The organism is Nitratireductor sp. PBL-C9 (assembly GCF_050877045.1).
Classification (GTDB): Bacteria; Pseudomonadota; Alphaproteobacteria; order Rhizobiales; family Rhizobiaceae; genus Nitratireductor; species Nitratireductor aquimarinus.
The window spans coordinates 99,720-113,419 of sequence record NZ_JBPAXW010000001.1 but is presented as its reverse complement, the minus strand read 5'-3'; the positions used below and the strand labels follow the sequence as shown (position 1 = coordinate 113,419).

General features: G+C 62.0%; 14 protein-coding genes and 2 pseudogenes. 5 read left to right on the top strand and 11 right to left on the bottom strand.

Features of this window, described 5'->3' with window-relative positions; genetic code table 11:
• The first annotated feature begins 3 nt into the window (after positions 1-3).
• The gene (locus tag ACRTG1_RS00570) at positions 4-699 is read left to right on the top strand and encodes a GntR family transcriptional regulator (protein WP_206548989.1); all 696 of its coding nucleotides are present in this window, start codon (positions 4-6) and stop codon (positions 697-699) included.
• A 52-nt stretch (positions 700-751) separates the two neighbouring features.
• Here ACRTG1_RS00570 and ACRTG1_RS00565 read toward each other — a convergent pair whose 3' ends face one another.
• The 3 genes from ACRTG1_RS00565 to ACRTG1_RS00555 form a co-directional block, all read right to left on the bottom strand.
• A complete protein-coding gene (locus tag ACRTG1_RS00565; RefSeq protein ID WP_432515528.1) occupies positions 752-1,279 on the bottom strand; it encodes a hypothetical protein in 528 nt (175 codons plus the stop codon).
• 44 nt (positions 1,280-1,323) lie between these two features.
• Positions 1,324-2,109 carry a hypothetical protein gene (locus ACRTG1_RS00560; protein WP_206546406.1) on the bottom strand — a complete coding sequence of 262 codons (786 nt, stop codon included), beginning with the start codon at positions 2,107-2,109 and terminating at the stop codon, positions 1,324-1,326.
• 98 nt (positions 2,110-2,207) lie between these two features.
• Positions 2,208-3,200, bottom strand: coding sequence for a response regulator transcription factor (locus ACRTG1_RS00555; protein ID WP_432515527.1), 993 nt, complete (start codon positions 3,198-3,200; stop codon positions 2,208-2,210).
• 682 nt (positions 3,201-3,882) lie between these two features.
• Between ACRTG1_RS00555 and ACRTG1_RS00550 the strand changes: the two genes are divergently transcribed.
• Positions 3,883-4,812 carry a mechanosensitive ion channel family protein gene (locus tag ACRTG1_RS00550; protein WP_206995875.1) on the top strand — a complete coding sequence of 310 codons (930 nt, stop codon included), beginning with the start codon at positions 3,883-3,885 and terminating at the stop codon, positions 4,810-4,812.
• 115 nt (positions 4,813-4,927) lie between these two features.
• Here the strand turns inward: ACRTG1_RS00550 and ACRTG1_RS00545 are convergent.
• The 4 genes and pseudogenes from ACRTG1_RS00545 to ACRTG1_RS00530 all read right to left on the bottom strand — a co-directional run.
• Positions 4,928-5,068, bottom strand: a pseudogene (locus tag ACRTG1_RS00545) (YegP family protein); the annotation flags it as partial.
• Positions 5,069-5,101: 33 nt separating this feature from the next.
• Positions 5,102-5,263 (bottom strand): annotated as a pseudogene (locus tag ACRTG1_RS00540) (YegP family protein); the annotation flags it as partial.
• 112 nt (positions 5,264-5,375) lie between these two features.
• Positions 5,376-5,960, bottom strand: a complete 585-nt coding sequence (locus ACRTG1_RS00535) for an NAD(P)H-dependent oxidoreductase (RefSeq protein WP_206995876.1) — start codon at positions 5,958-5,960, stop codon at positions 5,376-5,378.
• A gap of 7 nt (positions 5,961-5,967) precedes the next feature.
• Positions 5,968-6,354, bottom strand: a complete 387-nt coding sequence (locus ACRTG1_RS00530) for a hypothetical protein (RefSeq protein ID WP_206546410.1) — start codon at positions 6,352-6,354, stop codon at positions 5,968-5,970.
• 157 nt (positions 6,355-6,511) lie between these two features.
• On the opposite strand from ACRTG1_RS00530, the gene ACRTG1_RS00525 reads away from it, so the two are divergent.
• Together ACRTG1_RS00525 and ACRTG1_RS00520 are read left to right on the top strand one after the other, a co-directional pair.
• The gene (locus ACRTG1_RS00525) at positions 6,512-6,844 is read left to right on the top strand and encodes a c-type cytochrome (protein ID WP_113156989.1); all 333 of its coding nucleotides are present in this window, start codon (positions 6,512-6,514) and stop codon (positions 6,842-6,844) included.
• A gap of 25 nt (positions 6,845-6,869) precedes the next feature.
• Positions 6,870-7,712, top strand: coding sequence for a universal stress protein (locus tag ACRTG1_RS00520; RefSeq protein WP_206546411.1), 843 nt, complete (start codon positions 6,870-6,872; stop codon positions 7,710-7,712).
• A 141-nt stretch (positions 7,713-7,853) separates the two neighbouring features.
• Here the strand turns inward: ACRTG1_RS00520 and ACRTG1_RS00515 are convergent, their stop codons facing one another.
• From ACRTG1_RS00515 to ACRTG1_RS00505, 3 genes are read right to left on the bottom strand one after another with little or no spacing between them, the layout of a single operon-like run.
• A complete protein-coding gene (locus ACRTG1_RS00515) occupies positions 7,854-11,063 on the bottom strand; it encodes an efflux RND transporter permease subunit (RefSeq protein ID WP_432515526.1) in 3,210 nt (1,069 codons plus the stop codon).
• The gene (locus ACRTG1_RS00510) at positions 11,060-12,022 is read right to left on the bottom strand and encodes an efflux RND transporter periplasmic adaptor subunit (RefSeq protein WP_113156992.1); all 963 of its coding nucleotides are present in this window, start codon (positions 12,020-12,022) and stop codon (positions 11,060-11,062) included. The genes ACRTG1_RS00515 and ACRTG1_RS00510 overlap by 4 nt, the downstream gene beginning before the upstream one ends.
• A gap of 19 nt (positions 12,023-12,041) precedes the next feature.
• Entirely contained in the window at positions 12,042-12,242 is a 201-nt protein-coding gene (locus ACRTG1_RS00505; protein WP_113156993.1) for a YgaP family membrane protein, read from the bottom strand.
• 181 nt (positions 12,243-12,423) lie between these two features.
• Between ACRTG1_RS00505 and ACRTG1_RS00500 the strand changes: the two genes are divergently transcribed.
• The gene (locus tag ACRTG1_RS00500) at positions 12,424-12,738 is read left to right on the top strand and encodes an ArsR/SmtB family transcription factor (RefSeq protein ID WP_113156994.1); all 315 of its coding nucleotides are present in this window, start codon (positions 12,424-12,426) and stop codon (positions 12,736-12,738) included.
• Here the strand turns inward: ACRTG1_RS00500 and ACRTG1_RS00495 are convergent.
• Positions 12,714-13,637 (bottom strand): DMT family transporter, encoded by a 924-nt coding sequence (locus ACRTG1_RS00495; protein ID WP_206995881.1) that lies wholly within the window; start codon positions 13,635-13,637, stop codon positions 12,714-12,716. The two genes, ACRTG1_RS00500 and ACRTG1_RS00495, sit on opposite strands and share 25 nt — an antisense overlap.
• Positions 13,638-13,700: the final 63 nt, after the last annotated feature.

Genomic DNA, 13,700 nt, shown 5'->3' with positions numbered 1-13,700 from the left:
CGCATGGGTGCGGATCACGCCTATCAGCGTCTCGCCAACCGGCTCATCAGCGAGCTGACCGGCGGTCTGTGGCGCAATGGCGATCCGCTGCCATCGGAAAACGCGCTGGCCACGGCCTATGCCGTCTCACGGCGCACCGTGCGTCAGGCGCTGGAGCTTCTCCAGCGCGAGGGCTTCGTTTCCAAAGGGCAGGGGCGCAGCACGGTCTACCGTGAACGCGCCATCGGGCGCAGCAGCGAAAAGCTGGTGGATTTCCCCACCGCTGCGCGCGAAGCGGGCTTTCGCCCCTCCACACGGCTCGTCTCCACCGCGCGTCGTCAGGCATGCCTGTCAGCCGCCCACGCGCTGAACCTTCCGCTTGGAAGCGAGGTGTTCGAGATCCGGCGGGTGCGCCTACTGGAGGGCCGTCCGGTGGTTCACCAGACCTCGCTTCTGCCCGCGGCTCTGGCCCGGCGGCTGGACGTTGCCAAACTCGCGGACACGTCGCTCTACACCATGCTTCGCACGGCGCTCGCAGGCGAGATATTCCTCGCCCGCGAACATGTTTCGCTGCTCACGGCCTCGGCGGAAGAGGCCGAAGCGCTATCGATCCCACAGGCCTCGCCGCTGCTTCGGGTACAGCGCGTCGTGGTCGACAAAGATGGAACGCCGGTCGAATATTCCAACTCGGCGCTGCAGGATTCCTTTTTCCGCTTCTAAAGCATTTCCGCTTTTTCCGGAATTGCTCCAGGCACTCACGCGCGGAGCACTGCTATTGCGCATGGAGCGCCGTGTCGAACCTGCCCGACACCTTCACGCATTTGCTCGTATCCGCTTCGGAAAACGGCCCGTCCTTGCGGCAGATGGACGTGTCGAAACTCCCGGTCACACGCGCTTCGCCATCAAGGCTGAGACTGTCGAGCGTGATGCCGGCATGCCCCGCATTTTCGTCACTGATATAGAAGGGGCTGTCCATCCCTTCCGGCCACCAGCTGATGCTACCGGTGATCATCTGCGCCGAGGCGTCCGTTCCCAGCGCCGTAAAGTCGATCACCAGCATGTTGTTGAGGCGCGACTCTGCTTGCGGGCCCATTGCCTGAACCGAGACAGTCACGGAGGGGCCAACAGGCACGAAGGTCGCCATGGCCGAGCCTTCGGAGGGGAACGCCAGTGTCTCGCCCGTATATCCGGTTCCATCGATCGTTGCCGTCACGCTGCCGATCCTTTCGCCTTCCAGCGCCATGGCGGGGAATGTAACGAGCGAACCTGCCAGCAAGAGAAGGCGCAGAGTGGGCTTCATGTAAGTGCTCCTGGGTTGTTCAGGGAAAGGTGAGGGGACCGGAATCACGGGAAATCCCAGTCCTTGTGGCTGATGCGGAAAATGCGCGGTGTACCGTCCGGCTGATCGGGATCAATACGCAGGGCGTATTCGGTGCGCTGCGCCCGCCCGAAATTCACACAGTCCACAATGACGGTGATCATGCCGCGATACATGGGCTGCGTGGGATGGCGACGCGGCTCTTCGCATGCGCCGTCGAAATCCTGAGCGCCATAAATGGGGTCGGCCCCCGCAGCGCCGGATATGAAGCGCTGCACGATGGCTTTCTGGAAGAACCGCCCGGCCCCCGTGCGCGTGTAAAGCTCGGTTCGAATACCCTGTTCCTCAAGCGAACGCAGTTCGTACAGCGCGCGCACCAGCCCTTCCGATCTGGCGATCAGGTCGCCGCCAGGCTCCACGGAAACGCGTTTGGCCGGCTTTTGTGGTTTTGCTGGCTGTCCAAAATCAGGCCGCAGATAGTTCGCATTGACCCAGCCCGCCCGGATCAAAGCGCGATCCTGCATCAGGCACCAGCGCGGCGGCAACGCCCGGCGCTGCGCTTCGCTCATGCGCTGAAAATGTGCCGGCGGGATGTATGGAACGCATGTGACCTGTTTCAGGCCGCCTTCATTGCTGCGGAAACGCTCAATCACCGGATAGCGTGTGCCCGGGCCCATACGCGCGTTGAGCGCGTCATTTCTGGAGACGCCAACCACCCGCCAGCTATCGGGCCCATGCCCGTCGATTTCAGCCGAAGCCGGGGCCGACATTGCTGTCAGCGCAAACAGGAACCCCGCGATCAGTTTTCTCATTCCATCGTGCCTTTGCTTCGTTTCCGCCCGCCGGCGCGCTTCGGCCGGGCAGGGCGAAAGAAGCGGCGATAAAGACAAAAGGAAATAGTGCAGATGCACTACGGTCTTGCGCCCGGGGCTTTCGGTGTGTCCGGAGCGGTGAACTGGCCAAAGGTCGCCAGGTGCAATTGCACCAGCTCTGTCCGGCTGGCGACGTGCAGTTTTTCAAAAATGTTGGCGATGTGGTTGCGCACCGTGGAAGGGGCGATGGCCAGCTCCGTCGCGATTTCCCGAAAAGTCAGCCCGGTGACGTAGGAACGCACGATCTCCATTTCGCGAGGGGTCAGGCGCGCAAATGCGCCAAGTGGTGTGAGCCGCACGAGATAATGCGCACCCCGGCGCTCGGCGCTGGCAAGAAGCGCCGTGCCCTGCCAGGCGCCGGTCTGCACAAGCCCCTCCCACATCCCATGCGGCAAGCGGTTGGAAAGCGCCCCTTCTTCGCGCGCCAGCTCCGAAAACCGGTCGAGGCCCACCAGAATCCAGCCGCCCCGATCCACAAGGCCGATGGCTTCGCTCTCGCGGCCGTGACGCATGAGCGAGGATTGCCGGTTGATGCGAAGCGCTGCCGAGAGATGCGGCACGATCACGTTCTTCATCATCCGGGAGGCGTCGCAGAAGACGTTTGTTCTGGCTTCGGAACAGAGGCCCACAAAGCTGACATAGCCATCCAGAGGCTCGGCCGAGATCGTCGCCATCATCTGCCGCGCTCCAAAGCGCCGCCAGTGATCATTATAGGCGATGCTGTCCCGATAATTCCGGATATCGTCGAAACGGGCGGCTTTTCCCAATTGCCCCAGCGTGATGTCGCAGAAGGCATCCTGATCGGCCACCTGAGACCAATCATTGAGTATCTCGGGCGACTGCTCATAGGTAACCAGATCCGTCACGTCGCGGCTTTCAGCCGCTCCGCCGCCCCAGACCGCGAAATCGAAATCGATCAGCTTTGTGAGCCGCTCCAGCGTACGAAGCCGAAAGGCCTCGGGATGGCAGTCGGCCGCGTCCGAATAGAGTTCGAGCAGGAAATCGGAAGTGGAGGCAAGCCGGTCGTTCATGCCAGTGAATCGTGGTTTTCAGCGAGTGAAATGAATGAAGTGAATCTGCATTTTCCTTACGTAAGGGCAATAGAAAATTTCAGATTCAAGAAATTTGTCAATCAACCACAATTCATGGAAATTAATCAGACGGGAAATGCCAATAAAAACCAAACAAATGGCTCCATTCATAAGCGAATGTCTCATTTGAGCGATGGTTTCTGATTATTATTGGATTCTGAGCTTGAAAACCAAATTTTTATAATTAAATAAAAACCATGCTTATGATTCTGAAAAACGCGACGATCAGGTGCGCCCGGGAAACTCATGTTTCTCCCGGGGCGGTGTGTCGTTGAGATAAGCATAAGTTCTCTTCCGTCCCGGGTGCCAGCCAGAGCATCGATCCAAAAAGTGGAAGCCGGTTTTCGGTTTCCTCCGATGCTCCATCGAAACTCTGGACCGTCTTTGGCGCGTCCGAATGGGTGCACGGCGATCCAAGTGCCTGGAAGAGATCACCAATGTCGAGAAAAATTCAGCCTCTGGTTTGCGCGCATTGCGGAAGCCTGTCTCCGCGCGCCGCTTCGCGGTGCCTTCACTGCCTGAGCCCCATTCGCCCGGACGATCAGCCGGTCAAACTGCCTGCGCGCCCGCGCGAGCGCCCCGGCCGCGGCTTCCGCCATGTCGACCTGGAGGTGAGCCTGATATGAGTGCGATCCGCAAAACCTTCCTGCGCATACTCTGGCCGCTGCTTTGCACCGGGCTCGCCATTGCCGCCTATATGCTGCACCAGCCGGTCATGGAGTGGCTGGAACTGGGCATCCCGCCCAAACCCATTCGCGTGCTGACAGGCGCTGTCGCCTATTTTTCGGCGGCGTGGCTGGGCGGGCGTCTTGTCGCCATGGCGCTGGAGCGGGCCGGGCGAAAGCGCCGTCAGGTGCCAAAGCTTCTGCCGGAGCTGATCTCGGCTGCCCTGTTCCTGGCCGCGACGCTGGCGACGGTGATGCTGGTGATCGGACAGAGCTGGAGCGGCGCGCTGGCCGGTTCCGGGCTTATCATCGCAATTCTGGGCTTCGCGCTGCGCAGCACACTGGCGGATGTCTTTGCCGGCATCGCGGTGGGCATCGAAGCGCCGTATCGCATAGGCGACTGGGTTTCCATCGACGACCAGACGCGCGGGCGGGTGATAGAGATCGGCTGGCGCACCACGCGCCTGTTCACCCGCAACGACACCTATGTGATCCTGCCCAACAGTCAGATCGCACGGCAGAAGCTCACCAACTACAGCGCTCCGAACCGGAAATACCGGACGCAGGTGGAAGTGGTGCTGTCTCACGCCTTTGCCGTCAGCGATGCGCGCAAGCTTCTGGCCGAGGCCGCCAGCCGTTCACCGATCATCGTTCAGACGCCGGCGCCGGACGTTCGGGTCGCGTCATACGATCCGGAAGGCATTCGCTATAATGTGCGGTTCTGGGTGCCCAGCTTCGCCGATGACATCGACTGCCGGGATGCAATCTTCGCCGAGATCGATGCGGCCCTGCGCAATTCAGGCCTGCCGCTGCCCGTGCCGGGGATACGCATTCTGAATGGTGGAGCGGAGGCGACCTCCGCTCCACGCAAGGTCATGGAGCACTAGAGGGAAAGCCGGGCTTGGAGCGTTTCCGCTTTTCGTTGAATTGCGAAAACGCCCTACTCATTGTTTTTACGCAATTCCGGTCGGAAAACCGGTTCCCACTTTTCCTGGAATTGCTCTAGGCCGTCAGATCTTCCAGCTTGGCGTCCGGGGCGTTGTTCTTCACGGACTGGATGCCGTTCTCGCGCGCGCTTTCGCTGCTGTAGGATTCGCTCGTGCCGATCACCTGGCCATTGGAGGCCTTCAGGTTGAACATGGGCTTGCCCGAAGAAGTATCCTTGCGCTCGTAGCGCTCGTCCTTGGGAGAGTTGGTGCGAACGGACTCGATGCCGTTCTCCGCGCTCGACTTCTGCTTGTAGCCTTCGCTGGCCAGAATGATCTCGCCATTGCCGGCTTTCAGGCGAAACCTGAATTCACCCGCCTTGTCCTTGTAGAGTTCGAACTTTCCCGCCATTGCGGATGCCCTCCTGATGATGATGCGTCGTCACGTCTGGATCCGTGAATCCATATGCGCAAGATGCTTTGTTATGCCGGGTCTGTCACCCCGGGCGGTGTGGATTTCACAACTAGAGAGCACTCTTGCCCAGCACGCGGACCTCTTCGATCCAGCTTTTGCGCTTTTCTTCACTCGCTTCTTCCACTGCGCCGAACAGGGTTTCGCGCACGGGCGAAAAACCGACGAATTTCAGCACGTGGCGGCGAAGGCTGCGCAGGCTGTGCGAGAAGAACCAGAGCCGGTAGATCAGCGCCGGCATGCCCATGGTAACGATAACCCGCGCCGACTTGCCCTTGAGCAGCGTTTCGGGAAACCCTTTCTCCTTGTAGGCAAAGGCAACGCCCGGACGCAGGAGCTGTTCGAGAAAACCCTTCAGGAGCGCCGGCATGGTGCCAAGCCACAGCGGGTAGATGAACACCACATGCTCGGCGGCGGTCACCGCCTCCTGCGCCGGTTTCAGCACGTCGGGCAGTGCTCCGTGCAGAAAATCCTGCTGTGAATTCAAAAGCGGGAAGTCCAGCGCCGCCAGATCGATGATGTCGACCACATGCCCGGCCCCCTGCGCCCCTTCCGCATAGGCGGCAGCGAAGGCGCGGCAGAGCCGGTCGGGGCTGGGGTCGGGATGCCCCAGCACGATGGCGATGCGCCGGGTCATCGGGCCGCTAAAGCCGTTCGACCAGCTTCACCTGAAAGGTGTGCATCTGGCCTTCACGGGAGATGGAAACATATTCGCCCTGCCGGAAGCGTTCCTCTCCGAGGCGGAAGCCGATCTCGTCATCGCGCTCGCCTTCCTCATAGTCGAAATACCACTGGCCGCCGGGCTTGCGGCGCAACCGGCCAATCTTGTCCTGCGCGTCCGGTTCAAAGCGGCGCACGCGGCACTGCATCTGGTGCTTCTTCCACTCCACGGGGTCGAGGCGGCCCTCCGTGTCCAGCGGTACGAGCAGATCGTAGCCCTCGTCATGCTCACCCATCGGGTGCCCTTTTTCGCGGGCGAGTTCGAGCCGGACATGGCGAAATTTCGGAGAGAGGTCAGAAACTGTGGTCATGCTGGATCCTTTCGTTCTTCACCACCCTAGAAAGCCGATTCTGAAGGCGCTTTGACAAAGATCAAGTCATTGTTTGCCACTGTTCCTTGACCCGCATCAAAGTTTGCTATGCTAAAGCTGATAGTTCTTGAATCAATTATGATCCGAAAGGCTGGAAATGCAGAACTTCACGCTCCGCACGGGCGTCTTCGCGGCGCTCTTCGCAGCAGCCTGCGCTCAGGCGATGGCAGACGAAGCTGATGAACTCGTGGCCTATGGCCGGGAGCTGATCGAGACGAACTGCTCCAGTTGCCATGCCGTCGGCGCGACCGATGAGAGCACGCATCCGGAGGCGCCGCCCTTCCGCGAGCTCTCGCAGCGCTATCCGCTGGAGGCGCTGGAAGAGGCGTTTGCAGAAGGCATTGTCGTGGGCCATCCCGACATGCCGGTCTTCATCGCCGAGCCTGACCAGATCGACGCGATCCTGACTTATCTCGCCACGCTCCAGTAGCGCTTTTTTAAGAAGGAGAAGAACCATGGCCGATAAACCGAAATGCATTCTTGTCGGCCTTGAGGCCAGCGAGGGGTTTACCTCCACGCCGGCGCTCGATTATGCGGTGGCGCTTGCCGCCCATCATGGTTCCTGTCTCACGGTCTGCGCGCTGCCGCCATCCATCTACCTGCCGATCTCGCGCACCGGTGGCGGTCTGGCCAGCATCGTCAAGAAAGAGCTGGACGCACTGGAAGCCACCACGCGCGAAACCGCAAAGGCTGCGGCGCGGCTTGCCGCAGGGGCCGGCGTGGAATGCGTGACCGAGCAGTCGCTTTCGCGGCTTGAGCCACGCAGCGCACGCCTTGCGCGCCTCGCAAGGGTCAACGATCTGTGCGTGCTCGACGCGCCGGGCGAAGGCTCGGATATGAAAAGCGATGTGGTCGAGGATGTGCTGTTCGACAGCGGCCGGCCTGCGCTTCTGGTGCCGCAGGCGGGTGGCAATCCAGCGCCGAAGCGTGTTGCGGTTGCCTGGGACGGCAGCGCCCGTGCGGCGCGCGCGGTGGACGATGCGCTGTCCTTCCTGCAGGAAGCAGAGCAGGTGTTCATCGTTTCGGTGACCGGCGAGAAGGATCTCTCGCGCATGGCGCCGGGGGCCGACCTTGCCGCCTATCTCGTCCGCCACGGGGTCAATGACCCGCAGATTGAAACACTCACCGCCATTGATGGCGATGTCACGGCGCGGCTGAATGCGTTTCTGTCGGCAGAGCAGGTGGAGCTGATGGTGATGGGCGCTTTCGTTCATTCCCGCTTCCGCGAGGCTGTCCTCGGCGGTGTCACCCGCACCATGCTCCAAAGCGCGCCCGCACCGCTTCTGTTAGCGCACTAAAGAAATTCCAGGAAAAGCGGGAACCGGTTTTTCGTCCGGAATTTCGTAAAAACAATGCGTCAGGGGGAGGGGAGAAGTGCCTTCCCCCTGACGGGCACATGTGCGCCCGTATGAGGGGGAAGGCGAGGGCTTTCGCCGCAATCAGGTGCGCAGCACACGGTAGATCGCGGGGATAACCAGCACGGTCAGCAGCGTCGAAGACGCCAGACCGAACAGGAGCGAGATCGCCAGACCCTGAAAGATCGGGTCCGCAAGGATCACCGCCGCGCCGATCATCGCCGCAAAGGCGGTGAGCAGGATCGGTTTGAAGCGGATCGCACCGGCTTCGATCAGCACCTCGGTCAGCGGCCGCTCGGGCGACGCCGCATGGCGGATGAAGTCCACCAGCAGGATCGAGTTGCGGACGATGATGCCGGCAAGCGCGATGAAGCCGATCATCGACGTGGCCGAGAAGGGCGCGCCAAACAACCAGTGCCCGCCGAGAATGCCGATGAAGGTCAGCGGGATCGGCGTCAGGATCACCAGCGGCACCTTGAACGAGCCGAACTGCGCCACCACCAGAATGTAGATGCCGAGCAGGGCAACCATGAAAGCAGCGCCCATGTCACGGAAGGTGACCCAGGTCACTTCCCACTCGCCATCCCACAGAAGCGTGGGGGTGCTTTCGTCCGAGGGCTGGCCGTTCAGGCTGATGGTCGGCTTTTCGAGCCCCGTCCAGTCCTGCGCATCCAGCGCCTCCTGCACGGCCATCATGCCATAAAGCGGAGCCTCGAAATCGCCGGCCAGTTCTGCCGTCACCATCTCGGCCGCACGGCCATTGTGGCGGAACACCGGATAGGAGGCGCGCTCCTCGGAAATCTGCACGACATCGCCCAGCTCCACCACGCCGCGGCTGCCCGGCAGCACATTGGCGGGAATCGGCGTCGTCAGGAAATCCTCGTCCAGCGTCTTCTCGCCCTTCGGCCGCTCAACACGGATCGGGATCGGCTGTCGGCCTTCGCCGCGATGCGAATAGCCAACGGTCTGGCCGCCATTGAGGATGGCCAGCGTGTCGAACACGTCGCTTTCCTCGACACGGTAGAATTCCGCATCATCGGTCGAGACCGTGGCGCGCAGACGCCGGGCAGGATCGCCGAAGGAGTTGTCCACGTCCACCACGAAGGGAACGGAGCGGAACGCAGCCTCTACCCGCTCCGCCACCTGGCGGCGCGTTTCGGCATCAGGACCATAGATCTCGGCCAGCAGCGTCGCCATGACCGGCGGGCCGGGCGGCGGCTCAACGACCTTCAGGCTCGTGCCCTCGGGCACCGGCAGCGTGGCAAGGCGCTCACGAATGTCGAGCGCGATGTCATGGCTGGCGCGGTCGCGCTCGCCCTTGCCGGTCAGGTTCAGCGCCACGTCGCCCTGTTCAGGGGCTGCACGCAGGAAGTAGTGACGCACCAGCCCGTTGAAGTTGAACGGAGCGGCCGAGCCCGCATGGGTCTGCACCGAGCGCACCTCGGGCAGTTCGAGCACGTTGCGCGCAACCGCCTGGGCAACCGCATCCGTGGCTTCCACGGAAGAGCCCTCGGGCAGGTCGATCAGCACCGCCAGTTCCGACTTGTTGTCGAACGGCAGCAGCTTCACGGTCACGTCCTTGGTGTAGAACAGACCGAGCGAGCCAAGCGTCACGAGACCAACGGCGATGAGGAAGAACCAGCTCCGCCCCTTGGTCTTGAGGATCGGCCGGGCAGCCCAGCTATAGATGCGCCCGAGCGAACCGCCCTGGTGATGACCGTCGCCACCATGCGCAGCGATGGGGGCCTTGCCGGCGGTCTTCATCATCAGCCACGGCGTGACCATGACGGCGACGAAGAAGGAGAAGATCATCGCAGCCGAGGCGTTGGCCGGGATCGGGCTCATATAGGGCCCCATCATGCCGGACACGAACAGCATCGGCAGAAGGGCGGCCACCACGGTCAGCGTGGCGACGATGGTCGGGTTGCCCACTTCCGCCACGGCCTCAATGGCCGCGCGGCGGCGGTCGCGCCCGTCACCCATGCCCCAGTGGCGTGCGATGTTCTCGATCACCACGATGGCGTCATCCACCAGAATGCCGATGGAGAAAATCAGCGCGAACAGCGAGACGCGGTTCAGCGTGTATCCCATCACGCGGGCGGCAAACAGGGTGAGCAGGATGGTGACCGGAATGACGATGGCCACCACGATCGCTTCCCGCCAGCCAATGGCAACCCACACGAGCGCGATGATCGAAATCGTCGCAAGAGCCAGGTGGAACAGCAGCTCATTGGCCTTTTCATTGGCCGTTTCGCCATAATCGCGGGTGATCTCCACGGAGACACTGTCGGGAATGACATTGCCTTCGAGCAGCTCCACACGCTCCAGAATCTGGTGCGCCACGGTCACGGCGTTTGCGCCGGCGCGCTTGGCGACTGCCAGCGTGACGGACGGAACGCGTTCGATTGCGCCATCCTCGCTGCGGGTCACGGTCGAGACCAGCGCTTCGCTGGCATCCGTCGTGAAGCTCACATCGGCCACATCACGCACATAGACGGGGCGTCCGTCACGCGCGGTCAGCAGCAGATTGCCGATTTCGGCCGGCGTGCGCAGCGTTTCGCCCGCAACAACGGTGATCTGCTCACCCGCATCGCGCACCTGCCCGACGGGGAAGGCGCGGTTTGCGCCCGACACCTTGCCGGCCAGCTGCTGCAGCGTGATACCGTTGAGCGCCAGGCGGCGCGGATCGGGCGCGATGCGGATCACCTCGCCGGTTTCGCCAACCAGATAGGTCAGGCCGACATCCTCGATCTTGGCGATCTCGGTGCGCAGCTCGCGGGCGATCCGGGTCAGATCGGTCGCCGTGGTGCTGTCGGCGGCCTCGGGCTTCGGAGACAGGGTGAGCGAGACGATGGCGACATCGTCGATCCCGCGTCCAACGATCAGCGGTTCGGGAATGCCGACGGGAATGCGGTCCATATTGGCCCGCACCTTGTCGTGCACGCGCAGCACTGCGGCGTCGGACGAGGTGCCGACAACGAAACGCGCGGTGACCATGGTGCGGTCGTCGCCGGTCTGCGAATAGATGTGCTCGACACCGTCAATGCCCTTGACGATGGTTTCCAGCGGCTCGGTCACGAGCTTGACGGCGTCTTCCGCCTTCAGCCCGTTGGCCTGGACGTGGATGTCCACCATGGGAACGGAGATCTGGGGCTCTTCCTCGCGCGGCAGGGTGGCAAGCGCCACCAGCCCGAAGGCGAAAGCCGCGATCAGGAAGAGGGGGGTGAGGGGCGAATTGATGAAGGTGCGCGTCAGCACACCGGCAATACCCAGCTTTTCTGGTGCTTGGTTCATGGCGCGATGACCGTGTCTCCGGCAGCGAGGCCGCTCAGGATTTCAACAAAGTCACCATCGTCGCGGGTAACGGTTTCGCCCGGAACCACCGTGCGTTCGATGGTTGCCCCGCCTGCTTCAACGGTGACGAAATCGATGCCCGAGCGCGTGGTGACGGCAGCGGCGGGAACGAGCAGCGCTTCGCGTTCGCCCACCGGCACACGCACGAGCACACGCGCATCGACAAAGGCAGTGTCGAGGCTTTCCACCTCCACATCCGCGATAACGCGGCCATTCTCGATCTGCGGATAGATCTTGGCGAGACGGCCTTCCACTTCCTGCCCCTGGCTGGTGATGTGAATGGCTGCATCTTCTTCGAGCGCAGCTGCGTGCCGTTCGGGGATTGCAAGACGCAGGAAGAACCCACCGCCGCCAATCGTGGCGATCGGTTCACCGGGCAGAACCACGGCGCCCCTTGTGACGGGAACCGTCAGGATCCGGCCATCGAGCGGCGCAAAGATTGCGCCCTCGGCACCCTGCTGTTCGATCACCGAACGCTGTGCTTCGGTGGCGGCGATCTGGTTGCGGATCACGTCCACCTGCGTGCGCAGCTGGTCGAGCCGCTGGGTGGTAACAACGCCGCGTTCCACCAGTGTCTGGCCGCGGGCGAGTTCTGATTCCGCCGTTTCCATCTGCGCCTCCAGCGCGCGCAGCTGCGCATCTAGAGCGGCGATCTGGAATGCGATCTTGTCGTCACGGATCGTGCCGATCTGCTGCCCCGAAGTGACATTGTCGCCCTCGCTGACATTCAGTTCGACAACGATGCCACCGATGCGCGCACGCGCCGGCACCGTATCCCGGGCTTCCACGCGGCCATAGACCGGCTTCCACTCGGTTATCGCAGTTGGCGTCAGGGTGATGTTTTCGGCGAGTGCCGGGCCTGCTGAAAGAAACCCGGCGAGAAGAAGTATGGCGCGCATCGGAGCCTCACTGTGGTGATTAAAACGCGGTGCCGGACTTCACGCCCAGCTTGCGGAATAGGAACGCGGCCGGGCAGAAGCCCGTGAAAGCCGACTGTAGCATGTTCAGGCCGATAAAGACCGTGAACCAGATGAACAGTGGCGAGACCCACATGGTCAGAACCACGGAGAGAAGTATCATGATGCCAGCAAAGGCGAGAACTGCGCGATCGAGTGTCATGGCTATGCCTCCTTGAATATTATGATGTCTTCATATATTAATATACGAGTGAAATGCAAGACCCGATGATTTGAACTTTCCCGCAACGATATGGATCGGATTGTGCAGCAGCCCGCGAGAGCGCTTGACATGACTGCCCGCGCACCCGACATCTGAGATGCTCATAAATTCATGTATTCAGATGAACGAAAACGACATCGCCGCCTTTGAAAGCAAGGCGCGGCAAGCCTCGGACCTCCTCAAGGCCATGGCCAACCAGAACCGGCTCATGATCCTTTGCCACCTGCTCGATGGCGAAGCGAGCGTGAATGCGCTGGCGGAAGCGGTTGGCATGTCCCAGTCGGCCTTATCCCAGCAGCTCGGCAAGTTACGGGCGCTGGGGCTGGTGGAGACGCGGCGAGACGGCCAGCAAATCTATTACAGCCTTGCCGCACAGGAAGTGGAGCAGGTGCTCCAGACTCTCTACGGAATCTATTGCGCGTCCGGCAAGGGCTGAGTCTGCATATCCCTTGCAATGGCCCGCTCGCGGAAAACGATGTAGAGCCCCGCGCCAATGGTGATGGCGATGCCGAGAGCGGCGAGCCCGTTGGGCAGGTCGCGGAAGATCAGCCAGCCGATCACGGTGGCGAAGGGAATCTCCAGATACTGGATCGGCGCCACGGTGGCCGATGGCGCAAAGCGCAGCGACCAGGTCATGAGCAGGTGCCCGAACGTTCCGAAAAAGCCCGATGCGATCAGGAGCAGCGTCTCCCGCAGGTCTGGCTGCACCATGCGCAGTTGCGGCAGGTCGAAGCCGAGATTAATGAACGCGACCGCCGCAAAACCGATGACGGCGTAAATGCCGCTCACCACCTGAAGCGCAATCGGGTCGGCCACGCGCGAGATCTTTCGCGTCACCAGCATGTAACCTGAGAAGGCAAAGGCGACGACCAGCGGCAGCAATGCCGGTGCGCCCACGGTCACGAGGTTCGGCTGCACGACCAGAAGCGTGCCGATGAAGCCGACCGTGCAGGCGGCAAGACGCCTTGGGCCAATCGCTTCGCCAAGAAAGAACTTTCCGAAAGCGAGCATGATGAACGGCATGACGAAGGCGATTGCCACGGCGTCGGCCAGCGGCAGATAGCGCAGCGACATGAACATTGCGCCGATGCCGGTGATGTGAAGCGCCGTGCGCAGCACCGTCAGCCGCATGACGTATCCGGGCAATGCGAGCCGCGTGCCGCTCCACCAGACGATAGGCAGAAGAAAGACCACCTGCGCGGCGAAACGTACGACCAGAAGCTCGAACAGCGGAATGGTCTCGCCCAACAGTTTCGCGATCGAGTCGCCCAGAGGGGCGACCGCGCAGAAACCGATCATCAGGAGGATGCCGACAAGCGGCCGGTCGTTTGTCATCGCGCGAGATTATGGACGGGCTCTGACCCGCGCAATGTCACATGAGGCCGAAACGGTACGGCC

Excerpts from the sequence above, each read along its gene's own strand:
- ACRTG1_RS00525 (WP_113156989.1), top strand. The coding sequence starts at position 6,512 with ATGCAGAACTTCACGCTCCGCACGGGCGTCTTCGCGGCGCTCTTCGCA.
- ACRTG1_RS00495 (WP_206995881.1), bottom strand. The coding sequence starts at position 13,637 with ATGACAAACGACCGGCCGCTTGTCGGCATCCTCCTGATGATCGGTTTC.
- ACRTG1_RS00505 (WP_113156993.1), bottom strand. The coding sequence starts at position 12,242 with ATGACACTCGATCGCGCAGTTCTCGCCTTTGCTGGCATCATGATACTT.
- ACRTG1_RS00515 (WP_432515526.1), bottom strand. The coding sequence starts at position 11,063 with ATGAACCAAGCACCAGAAAAGCTGGGTATTGCCGGTGTGCTGACGCGC.
- ACRTG1_RS00510 (WP_113156992.1), bottom strand. The coding sequence starts at position 12,022 with ATGCGCGCCATACTTCTTCTCGCCGGGTTTCTTTCAGCAGGCCCGGCA.
- ACRTG1_RS00530 (WP_206546410.1), bottom strand. The coding sequence starts at position 6,354 with ATGACCACAGTTTCTGACCTCTCTCCGAAATTTCGCCATGTCCGGCTC.
- ACRTG1_RS00550 (WP_206995875.1), top strand. The coding sequence starts at position 3,883 with ATGAGTGCGATCCGCAAAACCTTCCTGCGCATACTCTGGCCGCTGCTT.
- ACRTG1_RS00560 (WP_206546406.1), bottom strand. The coding sequence starts at position 2,109 with ATGAGAAAACTGATCGCGGGGTTCCTGTTTGCGCTGACAGCAATGTCG.
- ACRTG1_RS00565 (WP_432515528.1), bottom strand. The coding sequence starts at position 1,279 with ATGAAGCCCACTCTGCGCCTTCTCTTGCTGGCAGGTTCGCTCGTTACA.
- ACRTG1_RS00555 (WP_432515527.1), bottom strand. The coding sequence starts at position 3,200 with ATGAACGACCGGCTTGCCTCCACTTCCGATTTCCTGCTCGAACTCTAT.
- ACRTG1_RS00535 (WP_206995876.1), bottom strand. The coding sequence starts at position 5,960 with ATGACCCGGCGCATCGCCATCGTGCTGGGGCATCCCGACCCCAGCCCC.
- ACRTG1_RS00570 (WP_206548989.1), top strand. The coding sequence starts at position 4 with ATGGGTGCGGATCACGCCTATCAGCGTCTCGCCAACCGGCTCATCAGC.
- ACRTG1_RS00520 (WP_206546411.1), top strand. The coding sequence starts at position 6,870 with ATGGCCGATAAACCGAAATGCATTCTTGTCGGCCTTGAGGCCAGCGAG.
- ACRTG1_RS00500 (WP_113156994.1), top strand. The coding sequence starts at position 12,424 with ATGAACGAAAACGACATCGCCGCCTTTGAAAGCAAGGCGCGGCAAGCC.